This window comes from Sphaerotilus sp. FB-3 (assembly GCF_023706025.1).
GTDB classification, from domain to species: domain Bacteria; phylum Pseudomonadota; class Gammaproteobacteria; order Burkholderiales; family Burkholderiaceae_C; genus Sphaerotilus; species Sphaerotilus sulfidivorans.
The window spans coordinates 50,506-72,708 of sequence record NZ_BQWE01000032.1 but is presented as its reverse complement, the minus strand read 5'-3'; the positions used below and the strand labels follow the sequence as shown (position 1 = coordinate 72,708).

General features: G+C 70.4%; 27 protein-coding genes and 1 tRNA gene. 5 read left to right on the top strand and 23 right to left on the bottom strand.

Features of this window, described 5'->3' with window-relative positions; all coding sequences use genetic code 11:
* Positions 1–43: 43 nt before the first annotated feature.
* Both NFT33_RS13125 and NFT33_RS13120 read left to right on the top strand, forming a co-directional pair.
* Positions 44–295 carry a hypothetical protein gene (locus tag NFT33_RS13125; protein WP_173804248.1) on the top strand — a complete coding sequence of 84 codons (252 nt, stop codon included), beginning with the start codon at positions 44–46 and terminating at the stop codon, positions 293–295.
* A 2-nt stretch (positions 296–297) separates the two neighbouring features.
* Positions 298–1,053: an ATPase gene (locus tag NFT33_RS13120; protein ID WP_251675964.1), complete on the top strand. Its 756-nt coding sequence runs from the start codon at positions 298–300 to the stop codon at positions 1,051–1,053.
* 4 nt (positions 1,054–1,057) lie between these two features.
* On the opposite strand, the gene hisF is transcribed toward NFT33_RS13120, so the two are convergent.
* The 11 genes from hisF to NFT33_RS13065 all read right to left on the bottom strand — a co-directional run bounded on the left by hisF (position 1,058) and on the right by NFT33_RS13065 (position 10,519).
* Positions 1,058–1,837 (bottom strand): imidazole glycerol phosphate synthase subunit HisF, encoded by a 780-nt coding sequence (hisF, locus tag NFT33_RS13115; RefSeq protein ID WP_251675962.1) that lies wholly within the window; start codon positions 1,835–1,837, stop codon positions 1,058–1,060.
* A gap of 5 nt (positions 1,838–1,842) precedes the next feature.
* The gene (hisA, locus tag NFT33_RS13110; protein WP_220785566.1) at positions 1,843–2,592 is read right to left on the bottom strand and encodes a 1-(5-phosphoribosyl)-5-[(5-phosphoribosylamino)methylideneamino]imidazole-4-carboxamide isomerase; all 750 of its coding nucleotides are present in this window, start codon (positions 2,590–2,592) and stop codon (positions 1,843–1,845) included.
* 66 nt (positions 2,593–2,658) lie between these two features.
* Positions 2,659–3,321 carry an imidazole glycerol phosphate synthase subunit HisH gene (gene hisH / locus NFT33_RS13105; RefSeq protein ID WP_251675961.1) on the bottom strand — a complete coding sequence of 221 codons (663 nt, stop codon included), beginning with the start codon at positions 3,319–3,321 and terminating at the stop codon, positions 2,659–2,661.
* Between the two features lies 1 nt (position 3,322).
* Entirely contained in the window at positions 3,323–3,946 is a 624-nt protein-coding gene (gene hisB, locus NFT33_RS13100; protein ID WP_251675960.1) for an imidazoleglycerol-phosphate dehydratase HisB, read from the bottom strand.
* Between the two features lie 15 nt (positions 3,947–3,961).
* Positions 3,962–5,065, bottom strand: coding sequence for a histidinol-phosphate transaminase (gene hisC, locus NFT33_RS13095; protein WP_251675959.1), 1,104 nt, complete (start codon positions 5,063–5,065; stop codon positions 3,962–3,964).
* 14 nt (positions 5,066–5,079) lie between these two features.
* Complete coding sequence (gene hisD, locus NFT33_RS13090; protein ID WP_251675958.1) at positions 5,080–6,402, bottom strand: histidinol dehydrogenase; 1,323 nt, start codon at positions 6,400–6,402, stop codon at positions 5,080–5,082.
* Positions 6,403–6,433: 31 nt separating this feature from the next.
* The gene (gene hisG / locus NFT33_RS13085; protein WP_149504202.1) at positions 6,434–7,084 is read right to left on the bottom strand and encodes an ATP phosphoribosyltransferase; all 651 of its coding nucleotides are present in this window, start codon (positions 7,082–7,084) and stop codon (positions 6,434–6,436) included.
* Complete coding sequence (gene murA, locus NFT33_RS13080) at positions 7,081–8,349, bottom strand: UDP-N-acetylglucosamine 1-carboxyvinyltransferase (protein WP_251675957.1); 1,269 nt, start codon at positions 8,347–8,349, stop codon at positions 7,081–7,083. Before murA ends, hisG begins: the two co-directional genes overlap by 4 nt.
* Before the next feature lie 132 nt (positions 8,350–8,481).
* On the bottom strand, positions 8,482–8,763 hold the full coding sequence (locus NFT33_RS13075) for a BolA family protein (protein ID WP_220785562.1): 282 nt from the start codon (positions 8,761–8,763) through the stop codon (positions 8,482–8,484).
* A 68-nt stretch (positions 8,764–8,831) separates the two neighbouring features.
* Positions 8,832–9,611, bottom strand: coding sequence for an ABC transporter permease (locus NFT33_RS13070; RefSeq protein WP_149504205.1), 780 nt, complete (start codon positions 9,609–9,611; stop codon positions 8,832–8,834).
* A complete protein-coding gene (locus NFT33_RS13065; protein ID WP_251675956.1) occupies positions 9,608–10,519 on the bottom strand; it encodes an ABC transporter ATP-binding protein in 912 nt (303 codons plus the stop codon). Before NFT33_RS13065 ends, NFT33_RS13070 begins: the two co-directional genes overlap by 4 nt.
* Positions 10,520–10,627: 108 nt before the next feature.
* On the opposite strand from NFT33_RS13065, the gene yghU reads away from it, so the two are divergent.
* Positions 10,628–11,491: a glutathione-dependent disulfide-bond oxidoreductase gene (gene yghU, locus NFT33_RS13060; protein WP_251675953.1), complete on the top strand. Its 864-nt coding sequence runs from the start codon at positions 10,628–10,630 to the stop codon at positions 11,489–11,491.
* 116 nt (positions 11,492–11,607) lie between these two features.
* Positions 11,608–12,264, top strand: a complete 657-nt coding sequence (locus tag NFT33_RS13055; RefSeq protein ID WP_251675951.1) for a TetR/AcrR family transcriptional regulator — start codon at positions 11,608–11,610, stop codon at positions 12,262–12,264.
* Between the two features lie 98 nt (positions 12,265–12,362).
* Here the strand turns inward: NFT33_RS13055 and lysM are convergent, their stop codons facing one another.
* From lysM to NFT33_RS13040, 3 genes are all read right to left on the bottom strand, one after another.
* Positions 12,363–12,872 (bottom strand): peptidoglycan-binding protein LysM, encoded by a 510-nt coding sequence (gene lysM / locus NFT33_RS13050; RefSeq protein ID WP_149504209.1) that lies wholly within the window; start codon positions 12,870–12,872, stop codon positions 12,363–12,365.
* A gap of 186 nt (positions 12,873–13,058) precedes the next feature.
* The gene (locus NFT33_RS13045; RefSeq protein ID WP_246607073.1) at positions 13,059–13,682 is read right to left on the bottom strand and encodes an MOSC domain-containing protein; all 624 of its coding nucleotides are present in this window, start codon (positions 13,680–13,682) and stop codon (positions 13,059–13,061) included.
* Between the two features lie 81 nt (positions 13,683–13,763).
* A tRNA-Arg gene (locus NFT33_RS13040) sits at positions 13,764–13,839 on the bottom strand.
* 163 nt (positions 13,840–14,002) lie between these two features.
* On the opposite strand from NFT33_RS13040, the gene NFT33_RS13035 reads away from it, so the two are divergent.
* The gene (locus NFT33_RS13035) at positions 14,003–14,521 is read left to right on the top strand and encodes a c-type cytochrome (RefSeq protein WP_251675949.1); all 519 of its coding nucleotides are present in this window, start codon (positions 14,003–14,005) and stop codon (positions 14,519–14,521) included.
* Positions 14,522–14,563: 42 nt separating this feature from the next.
* Here the strand turns inward: NFT33_RS13035 and NFT33_RS13030 are convergent, their stop codons facing one another.
* The 9 genes from NFT33_RS13030 to NFT33_RS12990 form a co-directional block, all read right to left on the bottom strand.
* Positions 14,564–15,103, bottom strand: coding sequence for a DUF2946 family protein (locus tag NFT33_RS13030; protein ID WP_251675947.1), 540 nt, complete (start codon positions 15,101–15,103; stop codon positions 14,564–14,566).
* Positions 15,096–16,157 carry a YheT family hydrolase gene (locus tag NFT33_RS13025; protein ID WP_251675945.1) on the bottom strand — a complete coding sequence of 354 codons (1,062 nt, stop codon included), beginning with the start codon at positions 16,155–16,157 and terminating at the stop codon, positions 15,096–15,098. The genes NFT33_RS13030 and NFT33_RS13025 overlap by 8 nt, the downstream gene beginning before the upstream one ends.
* The gene (locus tag NFT33_RS13020; RefSeq protein ID WP_220785556.1) at positions 16,154–16,600 is read right to left on the bottom strand and encodes a YybH family protein; all 447 of its coding nucleotides are present in this window, start codon (positions 16,598–16,600) and stop codon (positions 16,154–16,156) included. Before NFT33_RS13020 ends, NFT33_RS13025 begins: the two co-directional genes overlap by 4 nt.
* 21 nt (positions 16,601–16,621) lie before the next feature.
* Positions 16,622–17,506, bottom strand: a complete 885-nt coding sequence (gene purU / locus NFT33_RS13015) for a formyltetrahydrofolate deformylase (RefSeq protein WP_149504213.1) — start codon at positions 17,504–17,506, stop codon at positions 16,622–16,624.
* 40 nt (positions 17,507–17,546) lie between these two features.
* The gene (gene waaF / locus NFT33_RS13010) at positions 17,547–18,569 is read right to left on the bottom strand and encodes a lipopolysaccharide heptosyltransferase II (protein ID WP_376744159.1); all 1,023 of its coding nucleotides are present in this window, start codon (positions 18,567–18,569) and stop codon (positions 17,547–17,549) included.
* Positions 18,570–18,633: 64 nt separating this feature from the next.
* The gene (locus NFT33_RS13005) at positions 18,634–18,840 is read right to left on the bottom strand and encodes a zinc-finger domain-containing protein (RefSeq protein WP_037486115.1); all 207 of its coding nucleotides are present in this window, start codon (positions 18,838–18,840) and stop codon (positions 18,634–18,636) included.
* Positions 18,841–18,885: 45 nt separating this feature from the next.
* Positions 18,886–19,809: a branched-chain amino acid transaminase gene (locus NFT33_RS13000; protein ID WP_180692899.1), complete on the bottom strand. Its 924-nt coding sequence runs from the start codon at positions 19,807–19,809 to the stop codon at positions 18,886–18,888.
* A gap of 36 nt (positions 19,810–19,845) precedes the next feature.
* Positions 19,846–21,453 (bottom strand): ATP-binding protein, encoded by a 1,608-nt coding sequence (locus tag NFT33_RS12995; protein WP_251675943.1) that lies wholly within the window; start codon positions 21,451–21,453, stop codon positions 19,846–19,848.
* Between the two features lie 25 nt (positions 21,454–21,478).
* Positions 21,479–22,195 (bottom strand): response regulator, encoded by a 717-nt coding sequence (locus tag NFT33_RS12990; protein ID WP_251675942.1) that lies wholly within the window; start codon positions 22,193–22,195, stop codon positions 21,479–21,481.
* Positions 22,196–22,203: the final 8 nt, after the last annotated feature.

Here is a 22,203-nt window from a genome sequence, read left to right as displayed (position 1 = left end):
CCAGGACCGCGTGAGACAATCCAGCGCATCACAGGAGCCCGCGATGACCCCTCCGATCGTTGTTCTCGACGAAGCCGCGATGCAGGCGGCGGAAGCCCGCATTCCCGAACTGGCCGAGCTGGCGGTCAGGCAGGCCCGCCAGCAGGCGCTGCAGATCTCCGGACGGGTGATCGAGGCGGTCGACGGCCAGCTGGTCGAGACCCGCGCCAGCGGCGAGCGTCATGTGCTGCGCAGCCTGCCCGCGCGCATCCCGGTCCGGCGAGGCATGACGCTGACGCGCCGGGCACCGCGCTGAGCATGGGCGTCCCGCGCCTGCGGGTCTTCGCCGGCCCGAACGGCTCGGGCAAGAGCACCATCAAGGAGGCGCTGCGGCCTGAATGGCTGAGCGTCTATGTGAACGCCGACGAGATCGAGAAGTCCATCCGCGGCCGTGGTCATCTCGACCTGGCCGACTTCGCGCTGGGGGCTGCCGACCTGGCGGGCCTGCACGCCTTCATGGCAGCCTCGACCCTGCTGTCGCGCGATCCGGCACTGCTTGCCGACGCAGCCCGGCTGGGCCTCGACGGCAGCCGCGTGATCTTCGGTGCGGTGCAGGTCAACTCCTACCACGCCTCGGTGCTGTCGGACTTCATCCGCCACCGGCTGCTGGCGCGCGGCCAGTCCTTCACCTTCGAGACGGTCATGTCCTCGCGCGACAAGGTGGACTTCATGGCCCGGGCACGCGCGCACGGCTACCGCACCTACCTGTACTTCGTCGCCACCGACGACCCGGAGATCAATGTCGAGCGAGTGCGCAACCGTGTGCTCGGCGGCGGGCATCCGGTGCCGCAGGACAAGATCCGCGAGCGCTATCACCGCTCGCTGGACCTGCTGCCGCAGGCCATCGACCAGAGCAGCCGCGCCTATGTCTTCGACAACTCCGGCGAGGACCGGCTGCTGCTGGCCGAGATCACCGACGCGGGCGAGTCGCTGAGCCTGGAGACCGACGCGATCCCGCCCTGGTTCCAGCCGGTGCTGGACCGCTACGCGTCCGACGAGGACACGCCGGACTGAGCATTCAGAGCCGCACCGGAATCCCGCGTGCCGCCATCAGCTGCTTGGCCTCGCCGACCGTGTGCTCGCCGTAGTGGAAGATGCTGGCGGCCAGCACCGCGTCCGCGCCGCCCTGCTGCACGCCGTCGGCCAGGTGGTCGAGGTTGCCCACGCCGCCCGAGGCGATCACCGGCACCGACACCGCATCGCTCACCGCACGGGTCAGGTCGAGGTCGAAGCCGATCTTGGTGCCGTCGCGGTCCATGCTGGTCAGCAGGATCTCGCCGGCGCCCATCTGCGCCATCTGCGCCGCCCAGGCCACCGCGTCGATGTGCATGTTCTTGCGCCCGCCGTGGGTGTAGACATCCCAGCCCGGGCCCTTGGCGGCCAGATCCTCGCCCACCCGGCGCTTGGCGTCGATCGCCACGACGATGCACTGCGAGCCGTACTTGTCGCTGGCCTCGCGGATCACCTGCGGATTGGCCACCGCCGCCGAGTTGAAGCTGACCTTGTCGGCGCCGGCGTTGAGCAGCCGGCGCACATCGGCCACCGTGCGCACGCCCCCGCCCACCGTCAGCGGGATGAAGACCTGCGAGGCCACCGCCTCGATGATGTGCAGGATCAGGTCGCGGCCGTCGCTGGTGGCGGTGATGTCGAGAAAGGTCAGCTCGTCGGCGCCCTGGTCGTTGTAGCGCGCGGCGATGTCCACCGGATCGCCCGCATCGCGCAGGCCGACGAAGTTGACGCCCTTGACGACACGACCGCCGGTCACGTCCAGGCAGGGAATGATGCGCTTGGCCAGCATGGTGCTCAGCCCGCCACGCCGCCCAGCGCGTCAGCGCGGGCCTGGCCGGCGGCGAAGTCGAGGTCGCCGGTGTAGATCGAGCGGCCGCAGATGACGCCCTCGACGCCTTCCTTCTCGACCGCACACAGCGCCTCGATGTCCTGGATGTTGGACAGGCCGCCGGAGGCGATCACCGGGATCTTCAGCGCCTGCGCCAGGCGCACGGTCGCCTCGATGTTGATGCCCGAGAGCATGCCGTCGCGGCCGATGTCGGTGTAGATGACGCTCTCGACGCCGTAGTCCTCGAACTTCTTCGCCAGATCGACCACCTCGTGGCCGGTCAGCTTGCTCCAGCCGTCGGTGGCGACCTTGCCGTCCTTGGCGTCCAGGCCGACGATGATGTGGCCGGGGAAGGCGGCGCAGGCGTCGCGCAGCAGGCCGGGGTTCTTGACCGCGGCGGTGCCGATGATGACGTAGCTGATGCCGGCGTCCAGGTAGCGCTCGATGGTGTCGAGGTCGCGGATGCCGCCGCCGAGCTGCACCGGGATGCGGCCGCCCACCTCGGCCAGGATCGACTTGATCGCGCCGGCGTTGACCGGCTTGCCGGCGAAGGCGCCGTTCAGGTCGACCAGGTGCAGGCGGCGGCCGCCGGCGTCGAGCCAGCGCCGCGCGATGACGGACGGATCGTCCCCGAAGGTGGTGGAGTCGTTCATGTCGCCCTGTTTGAGGCGGACACACTTGCCGTCTTTGAGATCGATCGCCGGAATCAGCAGCATGGCTGGAAACGCAGAGGTTGCGGTTGAAGGAGGAAGGGAGACGCGGAAGTTGCCGGTCGGCGCCGCTCAGGGCTTCCAGGACAGGAAGTTGCGGTAGAGCGCCAGGCCGTGGTCGGCGCTCTTCTCCGGGTGGAACTGGGTCGCGAAAATGTTATCCCGGGCCACCGCGCAGGTAAAGGCGTCGCCGTAGTCGGTCTCGCCGGCGGCGTGCCGTGCATCGGCCGGGCAGGCGTGGTAGCTGTGCACGAAGTAGAACCAGGCGCCGTCGGGCACGCCGGCCCAGACCGGATGGACCGCGCCGTCGTGCGCCAGCTGGCGCACCCGGTTCCAGCCCATCTGCGGCACCTTGAAGCGGCTGCCGTCGGGCTGCAGGCGCCCGTCCAGGCGGAAGCGGATGACGCGCCCCGGGATCAGCCCCAGGCCCGGCGTGTCCTGCTCCTCCGAGTGGTCGAGCAGCATCTGCATCCCGACGCACACGCCCATCAGCGGCTTGCTGGCGGCGGCTTCGAGCACGGCGTCCTTCAGGCCCGAGTCGTGCAGCTCGCGCATGCAGTCGCGCATCGCGCCCTGGCCGGGCAGCACCACCCGCTCGGCCGCGCGCACCTCCTCGGGGCGCGAGGTGACGACCACCTCCAGCCCGGAGCCCTGCGCGACGTGCATCACCGCCTGCGACACCGAGCGCAGGTTGCCCATGCCGTAATCGACGACGGCGACAGTTCTTTGGCTCATGTCAGAGGCATCCCTTGGTCGACGGAATCACGCCGGCCGAGCGCGGATCGGGCGTGATCGCCATGCGGATCGCGCGGCCGAAGGCCTTGAAGATCGTCTCGCACTGGTGGTGCGCGTTGTGGCCCTTCAGGTTGTCGACATGCAGGCTGACCAGCGCATGGTTGACGAAGCCCTGGAAGAACTCGAACACCAGCTGCGTGTCGAGCGCGCCGATCATGCCGGCGGTGAACTTCACGTCCATCGCCAGGCCCGGACGGCCCGAGAAGTCGACCACCACCCGCGAGAGCGCCTCGTCCAGCGGCACGTAGGCGTGGCCGTAGCGGGTCAGGCCCTTCTTGTCGCCCACGGCCTTGGCCACCGCCATGCCCAGCGTGATGCCGACATCCTCCACCGTGTGGTGGCCGTCGATGTGCAGGTCGCCGTCGGCCTCGATCTCCAGGTCGATCATGCCGTGACGGGCGATCTGGTCGAGCATGTGGTCGAAGAAGCCGATGCCGGTCTTCAGGACCGACTTGCCGCTGCCGTCGAGGTTGACGCGCACGCGGATCTTGGTCTCGTTGGTGTCGCGGCGGATCTCGGCGATGCGGTCCGCGCCGGCGGCCGGGGTCAGGGTGTCAGTGCTCATGGAGGGGCTCGGGTCTCAGAGCGACGCGCGCAGCGCGGCGATCATGCGGTCGTTCTCGTCGGGCGTGCCGACGGTCAGGCGCAGGCAGTTGGCCAGCAGCGGATGCAGCGCGGCGACATGCTTGATCAGCACGCCCTGGCGCTTCATGCCCTCGAAGGCGGCCTTCGAGTCCGCCACCCGCACCAGGATCATGTTGGCCTCGCTCGGCCAGGCCTTGACGCCTGGCATCTCGCGCAGCGCCGCCTGCAGCCGCTCGCGCTCCTGGCGCAGCAGGGCGGCCTGGGCGGCGTACTCGTCGGCATGCTCGAGCGCGAACAGCGCCGCCTCGGCGTTGAGCACGCTGACGTTGTAGGGCGGGCGCACCTTGTCGATCTCGCCGATCAGCGCGGCCGGGCCGACCATGTAGCCCAGGCGCACGCCGGCCAGACCGAACTTGCTCAGCGTGCGCATCACCAGCACATGGTCGAACTCGCCGGCGCGTGCCATCCACGAGCGCGACGCGAAGGGCTGGTAGGCCTCGTCGAACACGACCAGGCCGTTCTGGCGGCCGACCGCGGCGACGATGCGCTCGATCACCGCGTCGTCGAACAGGTTGGCGGTCGGGTTGTTCGGGTAGGCGATGTAGGTGATGGCCGGGCGGTGCAGCTCGATGGCCTCGAGGATCGCGGTCTCGTCCAGCTCGAAATCGGGCGTCAGCGGCACGCCGACGAACTCCAGCCCCTGCAGCTGCGCCGACATCGCGTACATCACGAAGCCGGGCACCGGCGCCAGGATGGTCGCGCCGGGGCGGTCGCAGGCCATCGCCAGCAGCGAGATCAGCTCGTCCGAGCCGTTGCCCAGCATCAGCGCGCAGCCCTCGGGCAGCCCGACATGCGCGGCCAGCGCGGCCTTCAGCGTGTCGATGCGCTCGCCGGGATAGCGGTTGATCGCCACGGCACCCAGGCGCCGGCCCAGCTCGGCCTGCAGCCCGGGCGGCAGCGGGAAGGGATTTTCCATCGCGTCGAGCTTGATGAAGCCGGCGCTGGGCTGCACCGCGTAGGCGTGCATGCCCTGCACATCGCTACGCAGGATGGTCTGCAGGCGCTCGGGGAGCAGCGCGGCGGAAGAGGAAGCAGTCATCTCGGAACTCCGGTTCATTCAGCGCGCTTCAGGCGGAACTCGGCGGCCTGCGCATGCGCCTGCAGGCCCTCGCCATAGGCCAGCTCGGCGGCGATGGGGCCGAGCTGCTGCGCGCCGGCCTCGCTCACCTCGATCAGGCTGGAGCGCTTCTGGAAGTCGTAGACGCCCAGCGGCGAGCTGAAGCGTGCGGTGCCGGAGGTCGGCAGCACATGGTTCGGGCCGGCGCAGTAGTCGCCCAGGGACTCGCTGGTGTAGGCACCAAGGAAGATCGCGCCGGCGTGGCGCAGCTGCGGCTCCCAGCGGTGCGGCTCCGACGAGCTCACCTCCAGGTGCTCGGGCGCGATGCGGTTGCTGATCGCGCAGGCCTCGTCCATGTCGCGGGTCAGGATCAGCACGCCGCGCCCTTCCAGGCTGGCGCGGATGACATCGCGGCGCGGCATGCCCTCGATCAGGCGGTCGATCGACGCCTGCACCTGGGCGATGTAGCCGGCGTCCGGGCACAGCAGGATCGACTGCGCCAGCTCGTCGTGCTCGGCCTGGCTGAAGAGGTCCATCGCCACCCAGTCCGGCGGCGTCGTGCCGTCGGCCAGCACCAGGATCTCGGAGGGGCCGGCGATCATGTCGATGCCGACCTGGCCGAAGACGCGCCGCTTGGCGCTCGCCACGTAGGCATTGCCCGGGCCGGTGATCTTGTCGACGCGCGGCACGGTGGCGGTGCCGTGGGCCAGCGCGCCCACGGCCTGCGCGCCGCCGATCGTGAAGGCGCGGCTGACGCCCGCGACATAGGCCGCGGCCAGCACCAGCGCGTTCTTCTCGCCGCGCGGCGTCGGCACGACCATGACGATGTCGGACACGCCGGCCACATGGGCGGGAATCGCGTTCATCAGCACCGACGACGGATAGGCCGCCTTGCCGCCGGGCACATAGATGCCGACGCGGTCCAGCGGCGTGACCTTCTGGCCCAGCAGCGTGCCGTCCTCGTCGCGGTAGGACCAGCTCAGGCCGCAGGCCTGCAGCTGGCGCTCGTGGTAGGCGCGTACGCGCCTGGCGGCCGACTCCAGCGCGCTGCGCTGGGCCGGCGTGATGGCGTCGAAGGCGGCCTTGAGCTCCTCGCGGGTCAGCTCGAGCGCGGCGACCGAGGGCGCCTCCAGCGCGTCGAAGCGCGCGGTGTACTCGAGCACCGCCGCGTCGCCACGGGTGCGCACGTCCTCGAGGATCGCGGCGACGCGCTCCTCGATCGCATGGTCCGTCTCCGCCGACCAGTGCAGCACGCGCTTGAACTCGGTCTCGAAATCGGCGCTGGTGGTGTTCAGGTGACGGACGGCGACGGGAGGCATGGCGGTTTCCGTGAGGGTGGAGCGAAGGGAATCAGTCTTTCGGTATCGCGGCGGCGAAGGCGTCGATCAGCGGACGCAGCCGGTCGCGCTTGAGCTTCAGCGCGGCCTGGTTCACCACCAGGCGCGAGGAGATCTCCATGAAGGGCTCGACCTCGACCAGCTGGTTGGCCTTGAGCGTCTTGCCGGTGGAGACCAGGTCGACGATCGCGTCGGCGAGACCGGTCAGCGGCGCCAGCTCCATCGAGCCGTAGAGCTTGATCAGGTCGACATGCACGCCCTTGTCGGCGAAGTGCTGGCGCGCGATGGTGGTGTACTTGGTGGCCACGCGGATGCGCGAGCCCTGGCGCACCGCGGCCTCGTAGTCGAAGCCCTCGCGCACCGCCACGCTCATGCGGCAGCGCGCGATCTTCAGGTCCAGCGGCTGGTACAGGCCCTCGCCGCCGTGCTCGATCAGCACGTCCTTGCCCGCCACGCCGAGGTCGGCGCCGCCATGCTCGACATAGGTCGGCACGTCCGTGGCACGCACCAGCACCACCTGCACGTCGGCGCGGTTGGTCGGCAGGATGAGCTTGCGGGACTTCTCCGGGTCTTCGAGCACCTCGATGCCGGCGGCGGCCAGCAGCGGCAGCGTCTCCTCGAAGATGCGGCCCTTCGACAGCGCGAGCGTGATCATGTCGCTCATCCCGGAATCCTTTCGATGTCGGCGCCGATGGCGCGCAGTTTCACTTCCATCGCGTCATAGCCGCGGTCGAGGTGGTAGATGCGGTCGACGGTCGTCGCGCCTTCTGCGACCAGGCCGGCGATGACCAGGCTGGCCGAGGCACGCAGATCGGTGGCCATCACGGTGGCGCCCGACAGCTTCGGGATGCCCTCGACGATGGCGGTGTGGCCGTCGACGGCGATGTGCGCCCCGAGCCGCACCAGCTCGTTGACGTGCATGAAGCGGTTCTCGAAGATCGTCTCGGTGACGCGTGCCACGCCCTCGGCGATGCAGTTCACCGCCATGAACTGCGCCTGCATGTCGGTCGGGAACAGCGGATGCTCGCTGGTGCGGAAGCTCACTGCCTTCGGGCGCTGGCTGGCCGCGACGCGGATCCAGTCGGCGCCGTGCTCGATCGTCACGCCGGCCTCGCGCAGCTTGTCGATCACCGCGTCGAGGTGGCTGGCGTCGGCGCGGCGCAGCGTCACGTCACCGCCGGTGGCCGCCACCGCGCACAGGAAGGTGCCGGTCTCGATGCGGTCCGGGATGATGCGGTGCGGCACGGCCGGCGCATGCAGGCGCTCGACGCCGGTGATGCGCAGCCGGCTGGTGCCGCGGCCCTCGATCTGCGCGCCCATCGACACCAGCAGGTCGACCAGGTCGGTGATCTCGGGCTCCTGCGCGGCGTTCTCGAGGATCGTCTCGCCCTCGGCCAGCGTCGCGGCCATCAGCAGGTTCTCGGTGCCGGTGACCGTCACCATGTCGGTGGTGATGCGCGCGCCCTTCAGGCGGCGGGCGGTGGCGTGGATGTAGCCGTGCTCGACGCGGATCTCCGCGCCCATCGCGCGCAGGCCCTTGATGTGCTGGTCCACCGGGCGCGAGCCGATCGCGCAGCCGCCGGGCAGCGACACCCGCGCGATGCCGAAGCGCGCCAAGAGCGGCCCCAGCACCAGGATGGAGGCGCGCATCGTCTTGACCAGATCGTAGGTCGCCTCGGTCGAGGTGATGCTGGAGGCGTCGACGGTGACCACCGACGCGTCGGCCGGATCGCGCACCGAGCTGGCGCCGAGCTGCGCCAGCACCTTCAGCGTCGTCGAGACGTCCTTGAGCAGCGGCACATTGGCCAGCGTCACCGGCTCGGGCGTGAGCAGCGCGGCGCACAGCTCCGGCAGGGCGGCGTTCTTCGCGCCGGAAATCGTGACCTCACCCTGGAGGGTGCGGCCGCCGCGGATCAGGAGCTTGTCCATGGGCAGGCGTGGTGTGAGGGGGAGCGGAGGATGCGTCCGGCAGGGCCTGGGGCGGTGCGGACGATCGATCAGACGCCGGAAGGACCGGCCGGCCGGGCGCCCGCGCCGCGGCCTGCCGCCGCGCGCGGGCAATCAGTGATGCGGGTGGGAGGCGGTGCCGGCGCCCTGGCCGGCCTGGGCGGCCCATTCGGCCGGGGTGAGCGTCTTCATCGACAGCGCGTGGATCTCCTCGCGCATGCGCTCGCCCAGGGCCTTGTAGACCAGCTGGTGGCGTGCGACGCGCAGCTTGCCCTCGAAGCTCGCCGAGACGATCGTCGCGAAGAAATGCCGGCCGTCGCCCTCGACATCGAGGTGCTCGCAGGGGAGGCCCGCAGCGATGTAGTCGCGGACCTGGGCGGGGGTGGGATCAGCCATGATGGGTCGGATTGTAGCGGCAGCGTGAAAAAGGAGCGCTTCGGCCTGGATGCGGCAGCCGTTCGGCCTCAGTGCCGCAGCTTGTAGCCGCTGGCCAGCAGCCTCAGCGCGATCGCCGAAACCACCGCGAAGCTGGTTCCCACCACCGCCAGGCTGGTCCAGGGCGACACGTCGCTCACCCCGAAGAAGCCGTGCCGGAAGCCGTCGATCATGTAGAAGAACGGGTTGAGGTGGCTCACCTGCTGCCAGATGCCGGGCAGCGAGTGCACCGAGTAGAAGACGCCCGAGAGAAAGGTCATCGGCATGATGATGAAGTTCTGGAAGGCGGCGAGCTGATCGAACTTCTCCGCCCACAGCCCGGCGATCAGGCCGAGCGTGCCCAGCATGCCCGCGCCCAGCAGCGCGAAGACCAGCACCCACAGCGGCTCGGCCAGGCGCAGGTGCGCGAAGCCGGCGGTCACCGCCAGCACGCCCGCGCCCACCACCAGCCCGCGCACCACCGAGGCGCCCGCATAGGCCACGAACCAGGCCCAGTGGCTCAGCGGCGCCACCAGCAGGAAGACCAGGTTGCCGGTGATCTTGCTCTGGATCAGGCTGGACGAGCTGTTGGCGAAGGCGTTCTGCAGCACGCTCATCATCACCAGACCCGGCACCAGGAAGCTGGTGTAGCTGACCGCCTCGTAGACCTTCACATGGTCCTCGAGCACATGGCCGAAGATCAGCAGGTAGAGCAGCGCGGTGAGCACCGGCGCGGCCACCGTCTGGAAGCTGACCTTCCAGAAGCGCAGCACCTCCTTGCGGAACAGCGTGCCGGCCCCGGCGAAACGCGAACTGGCGACGGCGCTCATGCCCGGCCTCCCTGCATGATCTCCAGGAACACGTCCTCGAGGTCGGCGCGGCCGATCTCGAGGTCCTCCACCCGCACGCCGGCGGCGCGCAGCCGCGCCAGCAGCTGCTCGACGTCGGCGGCGTCGCGCGCCTTGACCTGGGCGATGCGGCCGGTGATGCGCGCCTGCGCGGCCAGGTCGGCCGGCAGCGCGTCGTCGGTCTTGAAGCGCAGCATCGTGCTGGAGGCCGCGCCCAGCAGCGCGCTGGTGCGGTCGAGCGCGACGATGCGGCCCTGCTTGAGCATGGCGATGCGCCCGCACAGCGCCTCGGCCTCCTCCAGATAGTGCGTCGTCAGCAGCACGGTGTGGCCCTCGCGGTTGAGGCGGGCGACGAACTGCCACAACGTCTGGCGCAGCTCCACGTCGACGCCGGCGGTCGGCTCGTCGAGCACGATCACCGGCGGGCGGTGAACCAGCGCCTGCGCCACCAGCACCCGACGCTTCATGCCGCCCGACAGCTGGCGCATGTTGGCACCGGCCTTGTCGGCCAGGCCCAGGCCCTCGAGCAGCTCGTCGATCCAGGCCTCGTTGCCCTTCACGCCGAAATAGCCGCTCTGGATCCTCAGCGTCTCGCGCACCGAGAAGAAGGGATCGAACACAAGCTCCTGCGGCACGATGCCCAGCGACCGGCGCGCCGCGGCGTAGTCGGCCACCACCTCATGGCCCATCACCTCGACCCGGCCGGAGGTGGCACGCGCCAGCCCCGCCAGGATGCTGATCAGCGTCGTCTTGCCTGCGCCGTTGGGCCCGAGCAAGCCGAAGAACTCGCCCTGCGCGATGTCGAGGCTGACGCCGTCGAGCGCCTGCAGCGGGCCGCGTGGGGTCTGGAAGGTCTTGCCGACCTGCTGGAAGGAGATTGCGGGGGTCATCGGGCAGGGATTGTAGGCAGCCGCCCCTGGTCCTGCAGGCGCGGCGCGCTTCCCGTAGAGTGGCCGGACGCCCTGCCCCACCCCCGACCGATCCTGTCGACATCTGCCATGACCTCCACCTCCTCCGACACGCCCTGGACCCCACCCGCCATCTGGACCTGGAACACCGCCAGCGGCGGCAAGTTCGCCAGCATCAACCGGCCGGTGGCCGGCGCCACGCACGAGCGGGCGCTGCCGGTCGGGCGCCACCCGCTGCAGCTCTACTCGCTGGGCACGCCCAATGGCGTGAAGGTGACGGTGATGCTGGAGGAGCTGCTCGCGCTGGGCCATGCCGGCGCGGAATACGACGCCTGGCTGGTGAAGATCGGCGACGGCGAGCAGTTCGGCAGCGGCTTCGTCGAGGTCAATCCGAACTCGAAGATCCCGGCGCTGGTCGACCGCAGCGGCCCTGAGCCGATCCGGGTCTTCGAGTCCGGCGCGATCCTGGTGCATCTGGCCGAGAAGTTCGGCGCCTTGCTGCCCGCCGCGCCGGCCGCGCGCGCCGAATGCCTGTCGTGGCTGTTCTGGCAGATGGGCAGCGCGCCCTTCGTCGGCGGCGGCTTCGGGCATTTCTATGCCTACGCGCCGGAGAAGCTCGAGTACCCGATCAACCGCTACGCGATGGAGACCAAGCGCCAGCTCGATGTGCTCGACCGGCTGCTGGCCACCCGGCGCCACGTCGCCGGCGACGACTACACGGTGGCCGACATCGCGATCTGGCCCTGGTACGGTCAGATGGCGCAGGGCCTGCTCTACGGCGCGGGCGAGTTCCTGCAGGTCGAGCAGTACACGCATCTGCGCCGCTGGGCCGACGAGGTGGGCGCACGGCCCGCGGTGCAGCGCGGCCGGCGGGTCAACCGCACCTTCGGCGATCCGGCCGACCAGTGCCCGGAACGCCACGAGGCCGCCGACCTGGACCGCCCGGGCCCGTGATCCCCGAGCGGCGCGACCACGCGGCCGCTGCGGGCACGCGCCATGCAGAGGCAAACCCGGGGCGATCAGGCACCAGCGCGGTGCTAGATTGGCGCCCGGAGACTCTGCACGACACCATGACCGACCGCGCCAAGAAGGCCCCCCGGCGCACCGCCGAGCGCATCCTCGACCACACGCTGGCGCTGTTCAACCGCTACGGCGAGCCCAATGTCTCGACCAACGCGCTCGCGGCCGAGCTGGGCATCAGCCCCGGCAACCTGTACTACCACTACCCGGCCAAGGAGGCGCTGGTCAATGCGCTGGTCGGCCGCTACGAGCAGGCGCTGGCCGGGGCGCTGGCCGCCGCCGGCCCGGCCGACGATGCCGAGGGCGCCTGGCTGCTGGTGCCGGCGCTGCTGCGCCTGGCCTGGGACTACCGCTTCATCTTCCGCGATCTCAACGACCTGCTGACCCGCAACCGCCAGCTCGAGACCCGCTGCCAGGCGGCGCTGGCGCTGCAGCAGGCGGCGGTGCGCGAGCGGGTCGCACGGCTGTGCATTCTCGATGGCGCGCCGATCGGGCCGGAAGATGCCGATGCGCTGGCCACCTCGATCATCGTGCTGCTGACCTACTGGCTGAGCTACGAATATGTGCGCGACCCGCGCCGCGCGCTCGAGCCCGACAACGCCGACGCCGCGGTGCGGCGCGGCACCCGGCAGGCGATGGCGCTGCTGTGGCCCTACCTGAGCGCGGAGCGCCGGCTGCAGCTGCGGCCGGGCAGTCGGGATGGCTAGCGTGAGTCATGTGCATCAAGTCCAGCGCCACGCCATCCCGGGCGACTGGCCGCGCTGGGTGGTGCCGCGCGGCTGAACACGTCCGGCGCCGACCGCGCTCAGGCGGGAATGCGCAGCACCTGGCCCGGATAGATCTTGTCCGGGTGGCCCAGCATCGGCTTGTTGGCCTCGAAGATCTTCATGTAGGCATTGGCGTTGCCGTACATCGCCTTGGCGATGCCCGACAGCGTGTCGCCGCGCACGACGGTGTGCCAGCGCGACTCGTCGGCCGGCTCGGTCACGGTCAGCATGTCGTTGACGCCGGTCACGCCGGCGACATTGCCGCAGCACAGCAGCACTTTTTCCTTGGTGGCCTGGTCGGGCGCGCAGCCGCTGACGGTGGCCTGGCAGGTCGTGCCGTCGAAGGCGACCTGCAGCCCGTCGACCTTCAGGCCCTGGGTGTCGATGTACTTCTCGATCGCGCGGGCGGCGTTCTCGTTCGCGGCGGCCAGGCGGGCTTGCGCGGCGGCCGGATCCGGAGCGGTGGCGACCTCGGCGGCGGCCTTCTCGGGATCGTCCTTGCCGAACAGCTTCTCGCCGGCTTCCTTGATGAAACTCATCAGTCCCATGGTCTCTTTTCCTTCAGGTCGAAGTGTCACCGGCACCAGGCTGCCCGGGCCGGAGGGGGGGATGCCCAGGCAGGTTAGTCGGTGGCCGGTGACATTGCAATCGTGACGAAGTTCACTGGGAACCGCACTGGACCTCGGTATGGGGCACGGAACCCTGCGCTTCAGGGACCGTTCAGGAAGCCCTGGTCAGAGCTCGACCCGGCGGCGCACCTGCGCCGCAAAGACCTCGGACAGCCGTACACGGCGCGGCCCCGGCACCAGCTCGGCCATCTGGCCGGCGGCCAGACTGCCGGCACGCGCCACCGACAGGTACCAGCCGCAGGCACCGGTGCGCGCCATCTGCCGGGCCGCACCGTTCCAGCCCATCGCGGCATTGAACTTGAAGCAGGGAAAACGCGGCTCGGTCACCACCAGCTCGCAGTCGGGCAACCGCAGCCGGTCGCCGATCCAGACCTGGCTCTCGAGCAGGCCGGCCAGCGCCAGGTTCTCGCCGACCAGGCTGGCCGACGCACCGGCGCTCTCATCGTCCTGCTCCCACAGCGAGGCCACGCCAGCCTCCAGGCGCGCCTGGCGCCACAGGGCCGCATGCTCCGAAGGATAGGCATAGACCGCCTTGGCCAGACCGCCGTGGACCGTGGGATCGGCCTGCTCGTCGCCATCGAGACCGAGCGGACCGACCCGGCAGAAGCCGCTCGCCACCGCCTGCTTGCCGATGCCTGACATGACGGTGCGCCCGCCCGCCACCCGCAGCGGCCGCACTGTCGCGACATGGACGCCGAGAATCCGGCAGGTCATGCTGGCTTCGCTCATCGCACGAGACTCCTTGTCCGGATCCGGAAACAGCAACGCCAACCGTTTTTGGCGGTTGGCGTCGATGTCGAAATCATTCGGTGGCGCGCCCGGCTGGGATCGAACCAGCGACCCTTGGCTTCGGAGGCCAATACTCTATCCACTGAGCTACGGGCGCGGAGATTGCGATTCTAGCATTGTTTGCAGCGCTGCGTGCATGCAACAAATCCCCGTCAGGCAGCGGACTATAATTCGCAGGTTTTGCGCCCCCCCGGCCATCCCACCGCCAGAGAGCCGCGCCCTCACCGCTTTCCAACATTCCCGTGCAGCCCGAGGAACCCATGAGCCAACACCACGACGAGCACCATAGCCCGATCAAGACCCCGAAGCAGCTGATCCTGGCGGTGATCTTCGCTTTCCTGGTCCCGATCTTCGTGATCGCGCTGCTGGTGCGCGATGTCGGCAGCGACCGGCGCGATGGCGCCGGCAGCGACGCGATGAGCGAGCAGGCGGTGGCCGAGCGCATCCGTCCGGTCGCCAAGGTGGCGATCAAGCTCGAAGGCGGCCCGCTGAAGACCGGCGAGCAGGTCTACAAGGCGCAATGCGCCGCCTGCCACGAAGCCGGCCTGGTCGGTGCGCCCAAGTTCGGCGATGCCGGTGCCTGGGGCCCGCGCCTGGGCCAGGGCTTCGAGGCGCTGGTGAACTCCGCGCTGAAGGGCAAGGGCAACATGGGCGCCCAGGGCGGCGGCGATCACAGCGATCTGGAGATCGCCCGCGCAGTGGCCCACATGGCCAATGCCGGCGGCGGCAAGTTCGAGGAGCCGAAGGCCCCGGAAGGCGCCGCTTCGGCCGCGAACTGATCAGGATCGAATCACGAGAGAAGCCGGCGCCGCCGGCTTTTTTCATGCCCGTGCCGGGCTCAGCACATGGCCGCAGCGTGCCGGCAGCGTGACGGAGGCCACCTCCTCGGGCTGCCAGCGCCCGGCCAGCACCTCGTCGGCCGCCAGATCCATGTCGGCGGAGGCGACCAGGCCCAGGCCGATCGCGGTGTCGAGGAAAAGCCGCCCCTGCTCGTCGACCAGTGCCGCGCGCACGGCGTCGGTCTCGAGCGGCCGGCCGGTGTGGGTCTCGACATGCAGCGCCCCGGCCGCATCGCGCCGCAGCCGCAGCACCCAGGGCGCGACCTCCAGCTCGACGAAGACCTGCTGCGGACCGTTCTGGAAATACCAGCACCCGGACGCATCGACCTCGTAGTTGCGGCCGATGAACTCGCGCAGCTTGTCGTGCACCACCCGGCTGCCCCTGGACTGCGGAAAGGGCCCGGCCGCCTGCGTGCGGTCGTCGCGCATGTACCAGTCGCCACGCGCATCGAGCGCCAGCCAGCCCCGGCAGGCGGGAACGTTCGGCCACTTGCGCAGGGCCGCCTTGACGATCTCATCCATGCCGCGGATCTTGCCTCAGATCCGCGCGCAGGCCCACGGCCCGCCCCTGCAGCCAGTCGCAGACCCGCTGCGGCAGCGTGCGCACCTCGCCCGGCCAGGCGCCGCTGGCGAAGCCGACATGGCCGCCGTGCGCCGGCTGCCACAGCTCGACCGCACGGCCGGCCTCATGCGGCGCCGGCAGGCTGTCGGCCGGCACGAACGGGTCGTTGAGCGGATTGATCACCAGCGCCGGCACGCGGATCTCGGCCAGCCGGTGGCGGCTCGAGCCGCGCCGCCAGTAGTCGTCGACGCCGGCAAAGCCGTGCAGCGGTCCGGTGAAGACATCATCGAACTCGCGCAGGTCGCGCGCCGCGCGCAGCCGCGCCGCATCGAACAGGCCCGGATGCTGCGCCAGCTTGGCCAGCGCCTTGGGCTTCATCGTGCGCAGGAACATCGGCGTGTAGATGCGCCGGTTCAGGCCCCGGCCGATCGCGTCGCCGGCGGCCGCGAGATCCAGCGGCGCGCAGATCGCGGCGATCGAGCGCAGCTGGCGCGCCGCCTGCTCGCCGCTTTCCTGCGCCCAGCGCAGCAGCGCGTTGCCGCCCAGCGAGACACCGACCGCATGCACCGGCCCCTGGCGCCCCTGCACCAGCCGCGCCAGCATCCAGCCGATCTCCTCGAAGTCGCCGGAGTGGTAGGCGCGCGGCGCGCGGTTGAGCTCGCCGGAGCAGCCGCGGAAATGCGGCAGCGCGCAGGCCCAGCCCAGCTGCTCGGCGCGCTCGGCGAAGGCCTGCGCGTAGTGGCTCGACGAGGAGCCCTCCAGGCCGTGGAAGATCACCAGCAGCGGCGCCTGCGGGCCCGGCGCCGGGCTCTGGCGCGGCTGCAGCCGGTCGACGTCGACGAAGTCGCCGTCCGGCGTGGTCCAGCGCTCCCGCGCCCAGACAGGCGGGCGGCCCGGCGCATGGCGGCGCGAGAACAGCGCCGGCCAGATCGTCTGCAGCTGCCCGCCGGGCAGCCAGGCCGGTGCCGGCGGCAGCGGCCCCGGAGAAGCGGTGGAAGCGGTGGCCGCGCTCAATGCAGCATCGAGGGCTCGTCGCCGACTTCCTGCACCGCGCCTGCGCTGCCCGGGCTGGCGTGATGCACCAGCAGACGCCAGCCCTGCGGCGTCTTGACGAACACATGCGTGGCCAGCACCCAGGCGCTCTGCGTGCCTTCAGGCGTCTCGACCCGCAGCTCCTCCAGAACATGATGGACGGCGCTGTTGCCGACCACCAGCCGGCGCACCTGCGCGATGCGCAGATTCAGCCCGCCGCCCTCGAGCAGCGACTCGTAGCCGGCGCGGATCGCATGCAGCCCGAGCAGGCGCGGGCCCGATGGATGGATGCAGGCGATGTCGTCGTCATCGGCCCAGACCGCCATCACCCGGTCGAGATCGCCGCGCTGCAGCGCCTCGTAGAACTGGGCTTCGGTCTCGTCGGGCGTGGTCATCAGTGCGACCTTGGGCGGCCTGGCGGGCATCGGGGGCTCCTCGTGTCGGCGTCAGCGGAAGACCACGGTCTTGCGACCGTTGAGCAGCACCCGGTGCTCGACATGCCAGCGCACCGCGCGCGCCAGCACCACGCACTCCACGTCGCGGCCGACCGCGGTGAAGTCCTCCGGGCTCAGCGTGTGGTCGACGCGCTCGACATCCTGCTCGATGATCGGGCCCTCGTCGAGGTCGGCGGTCACGTAGTGCGCGGTCGCGCCGATCAGCTTCACGCCGCGCTCATGCGCCTGGTAGTAGGGCTTGGCGCCCTTGAAGCTCGGCAGGAAGCTGTGGTGGATGTTGATCGCGCGGCCCTGCAGGAACTGGCACAGCTCGGTGCTGAGGATCTGCATGTAGCGCGCCAGCACGACGAGGTCGATGTCGAGCTCGGTGAACAGCGCCTCGATGCGCTGCTCCTGCTCGCGCTTGACCGCGGCGCTGCTGCCGGTGGGCAGCGGCAGGTGGTGGAAGGGAATGCCATAGCTGGCGGCCAGCTCGGCGAAGTCGGGGTGGTTGGAGACGATGGCCGGGATGTCGACCGGCAGCTGGCCGCTCTTCCAGCGGAACAGCAGGTCGTTCAGGCAGTGGCCGTGCTTGCTGACCAGCAGCATCAGGCGCGGGCGGCGCGCCAGACTGCGCACCTGTGCGCTCATCGCGTACTGCTGGCGCACATGGCCGAACAGGCGGTCGAGCGTGCCGGCATCGGCCAGGTGGTCCGGCGCCTCGAAATGGACGCGCATGAAGAACAGCCCGGTCGCATCCTCGCCGAGGACGTCGCCGAACTGCTGCGAGTCGATGATGTTGCAGCCTGCCTGGAACAGCAGGCCGGAGACGGCGTGCACGATGCCCTTGGCATCGGGACACGAGAGGGTGAGAACGAATTCGCGGGTCATCGGCATGATGGCCCGGGATTCTACGCAGCAATGCTGCGGTGCCGCTTCAGCGCACCACCCGCAGTCCGGCGACCGGATGGTCGAGCTCGCGCTCGGCCGCCGCGACGCGCTGCAGCAGCGCGGTCTCGACCCGCGGCGGCGCGACCTCGGCCAGGCAGCGGGTGTGGCCGAGCGGACAGACACGCTGGAAGCACGGCGCGCAGTCCAGGCCCAGCTCGTCGCGCAGCCAGATCACCTCGGCGCGCGCGTTCAGCGGCGGCGTGTGCTCCGGGCTGGTCGAGCCGAAGACGGCCACCTGCGGCAGGCCGAAGGCGGCGCCGACATGCATCAGGCCGGAATCGTTGCTGACCAGGCCGCGTGCGCCGGCCACCAGCGCCATCGCCTCGTCGAGCGTGGTGCGCCCGGCCAGCACCTGCACGCCGGCGCCGGCCTCGTCGGCGATGCCCTGCGCCATCGCCGCCTCCTTGCCGGAGCCCAGCAGCACCACCGGCTGGCCGGACTGCTGGTGCAGCGTGCGCGCCAGCGCGGCGTAGTGCGAGGCCGGCCAGCACTTGGCCGGGCCGTATTCAGCGCCCGGCGCCATCGCCCAGTAGCCGCGGCGGGTCAGGCCCAGGCCGGTCAGCACCTTGCGCAGCCGCTCAGGAGGCAGATGCAGCACCGGGTCCGCCACCGCGTCGCGCGCCGGAGCCGGCGCGTCCGGCGCTCCGGCCAGCGCGGCGTAGAACGCGACCATCGGCGGGCGCGCCTCGGCCGGATTCGGCCGGCGCCGGTTCAGCAGCAGCGGCCGTCCTTCGCCCTGGTAGCCGATGCGCTCGGGCGTGCCGGCAAACCACGGCAGCAGCGCCGCCTTGATCGAGTTCGGCAGCACATAGGCCCGCTCGAAGCGCCCGGCCCAGCCGCGGCCGAGCCGCCAGCGCGCCTTCAGGTCGAGCCGGCCATGCGCGAACGGCAGGTCGAACACCTCGGCGACCTCCGGCATCGCGCGGTAGACCGGCGCGACCCAGGGCAGCGCCGCCACCGCGAGCATCTCGCCGCGCGCGGCCAGCGCCGCCAGCAGCGGCTGGCTCATCACCGCGTCGCCGATCCACTGCGGCGCGACGACCAGCGAGCGCGTCGTCAAGGCAGCAGCCGGTTCAGTGGTGGGACGGCATCTTCTCGCCGGCCTTCAGGCGATAGACGGTGCCGCAGTACGGGCACTTGCCTTCGCCACCGTGCGACAGGTCGATGTAGACCTTCGGATGCTGGTTCCACAGCGTCATCTTCGGGTTCGGGCAGAAGACCACGCCCGGGCCCTGCAGGTCCGAGGCCAGCACCTCGACGACGTCCTTCTTGTCGCTCATCTCGATCGCTCCTTCGATGCCTTGGTGGATCAGTGGATCAGGAAATCAGCCGTTCACCGGCGTCAGCCAGTGCGCGTACTTCGGATTGCGGCCGCCGACGATGTCGAAGAAGGCCGACTGGATCTTCTCGGTGATCGGGCCGCGCGAGCCGATGCCGATCTCGATGCGGTCGAGCTCGCGGATCGGCGTGACCTCGGCGGCGGTGCCGGTGAAGAAGGCCTCGTCGGCGATGTAGACCTCGTCGCGGGTGATGCGCTTCTGCACGATCTCCAGGCCCAGATCCTTGGCGATGTGGAAGATCGTGTTGCGGGTGATGCCGTTGAGCGCGCCCGCCGACAGGTCGGGCGTGTAGATCACGCCGTTCTTCACGATGAAGATATTCTCGCCGGCGCCCTCGGACACGAAGCCGCTGGCGTCGAGCAGCAGCGCCTCGTCGTAGCCGTCGTCGGTGGCTTCAGCGTTGGCCAGGATCGAGTTGGTGTAGTTGCTGACCGCCTTGGCCTGCGTCATCGTGATGTTGACGTGGTGGCGGGTGTAGCTGGAGGTCTTGACGCGGATGCCGCGCTTCAGGCCCTCTTCGCCCAGGTAGGCGCCCCAGGGCCAGGCCGCGACCATCAGGTGGATGGTGTTGTTCTTGGCGCTGACGCCCAGCTTCTCGGAGCCCACCCAGGTCAGCGGGCGCAGGTAGCCGCTGGCCAGATTGTTGTCGCGCACGACCGCCTTCTGCGCCTCCTCGACCTGCTCGATCGTGAAGGGAATCTTCATCCGCAGGATCTTGGCCGAGTTGAACAGGCGCTCGGTGTGCTCGCGCAGGCGGAAGATCGCCGTGCCGTTCACGGTCTCGTAGGCGCGCACGCCCTCGAAGGCGCCGCAGCCGTAGTGCAGCGTGTGGGTCAGCACATGGATCTTGGCGTCGCGCCAGTCCACCATCTGACCATCCATCCAGATCTTTCCGTCTCGGTCGTGCATCGACATGGTTCTCTTGCCTTCTCGGTCGCTTCAGCTTCAGGTCGGGGAGCGGGATTGTACGGTGCCGGCCGGCGTGGCCGCCGGGCGCGGTCCGAGCTTGGCGCCCACCATCGCGCGCAGCCGGTTCGGCGCCACCGGATGCGGCAGGGCATGCACATCGGGCTCGTGCGGGATGAAGGTCGAGCCGGTCGGATCGCCGGCAGGCAGCTGGTGCAGCAGCACCACCGCCGGCACCGTCTGGCCGAAGCTGCGGCGCAGCAGCCGCACCGGCGCCAGGCCGTCCGCTCCGCTCGGCAGCCGGGCGTCAGCGATCAGCAGCGCCGGCACCCGGGGCTGCACCGCGGCCCAGGCGGCCAGTCCGGTCGCCGATGCGAAGGCACTGACGCTGGCACCCCAGCCGCGCAGCAGGCCGGCGGCACCCTGCTCGGCGGCAGCCGCCTCGCCGATGCACACCACATGAATGCCCTGCAGCGTCGGCAGGGTGCGCATCGGCGCAGGCGGCATCCGGCTCGCGGCCTCGATCTGCGCGGCGCTGGCCACCGGCAGCTGCAGCGTGAAGACCGTGCCATGGCCGGGCCGCGAGTCCACCCGCAGCGGCAGCGCCATCAGCAGCGCCAGCCGGCGCACGATCGCCAGTCCCAGCCCGCGGCCGCGGCGCGGCACCGGCTCCTCGGCCGCGCCCTCGCCCGGCCCGACCTGGTAGTACTCGTCGAAGATGCGCGGCAGCTGCGCGTCATCGATGCCGGGCCCGGAATCCCAGACCTGCAGCAGCAGCCCCTCGGGGCGCGAGCGGCAGCTCACCAGCACCCCGCCGTCCTCGGTGAAGCGGATCGCGTTCGACAGCAGGTTGCGCAGGATGCGCTCGACCAGCACCGGATCGGCCAGCGCCGCATGGCGCCCGCCCCGGAAGGACAGCGACAGCCCCTTGTCGAAGGCCTGCGGCTCGAAATGCGGCGTCAGCCGCGCATAGACCTCGCGCAGGTGGAAGGCACGTGCATCGACCTTCACCGCGCCGGCATCCAGGCTGCTCAGGTCGAGCAGCCGGTCGAACAGATGATCGAGCGACTCGATCGCGCCGGCCAGCTGGCCGAGCGTCTCGTCCAGGCCAGGATCGCGGTTGCGCAGCTGCAGCGACTTGGTGAACAGCACCAGCGCATGCAGCGGCTGGCGCAGGTCGTGGCTGGCCGCGGTGAAGAAGCTGGTGCGCGCCCGGGTCGCGGCCTCGGCCACCGCCCGAGCCTCCTCGGCGGCCTCCTTCTCGGCCGCCAGCTCGGCCATCAGCAGCGCGGTGCGGTCGCGCAGCACCTGCTGGGTCAGGAAGAGCCGGCGGTGATGCAGCCCGAGCAGCGTCGCGCCCAGCAGCAGCACCGTCACCAGCCAGGCCCGCCGCGCATCGAACGGCGGCATCAGCACCGCCGCCAGCACCGGCAGACCCGCCAGCCCGGCCTGGAGCCAGGCACGGCCCAGCGACACGGCGGGCGAGCCCAGGCAGAGCAGCGCGATCGGCACCAGCAGCGCCAGCCGCAGCGGATCATCCGCCCGCGGCAGCAGCCAGGCGGTTGCCAGCCCCCAGGCCAGCACCCCCGGCAGCCACAGCCGGCCGACCCGCGACATCAGCGAGCAGGAGTGCATCGATGCGGACATGAGCATGCCGATCCCGCCCCGCGGATCAGGACAGGGAGCCCTCGGACAGATCGCTCATCAGGCCGACGGCCAGCACCGCCTGGGTGCGCGAGGTCACCCCGAGGCTGCGCAGCACCGCGGCCACATGGTCCTTGACCGTCTCGACGGAAATGCCGAGGTCGCGGGCGATCAGCTTGTTCGACTTGCCGTGCAGCAGCAGCTGCATCACCTGGCGCTGGCGCGGCGTCAGCCCGAGATCGGCCAGCGAGCCGCCGGTCCGGGTGCGCGCGCCGGGACGCAGGGCCTGTCCGGCCGCCGCCACGCCAGACGGCGCGGCCAGCGGCGGGACCGGGCCCGGCTCGACCCGATCGGTCGGCACGAGCTCGGGCATGTAGATGCCGCCCGACATCACCAGATGCACGGCATCCTGCAGCAGCTCGTTGCTGGAGCGCTTGGGCACGAAGCCCATCGCGCCGGCATCGATCGCGCGCAACGCATCGCCGGGTCGCTCAGACGCCGACACCACCATCACCGGCAGCGCGGGATGCTCGCGGCGCAGCTCGGCCAGCAGCTCGAAGCCGTCGGCATCGCCAAGCTGCAGGTCGAGCAGGATCAGATCGAAGTCGCGGCGCCTCGCCAGCACCGCCCGGCACTCGGCGGCGGACTCGACGGTGACCGCCTCGATGCCATGGTCGATCTGCAGGATGACGCTCTGCATCGCAGACAGGATCAGCGGATGGTCATCGATCAGCAGCACTTTCATCGGCAGAC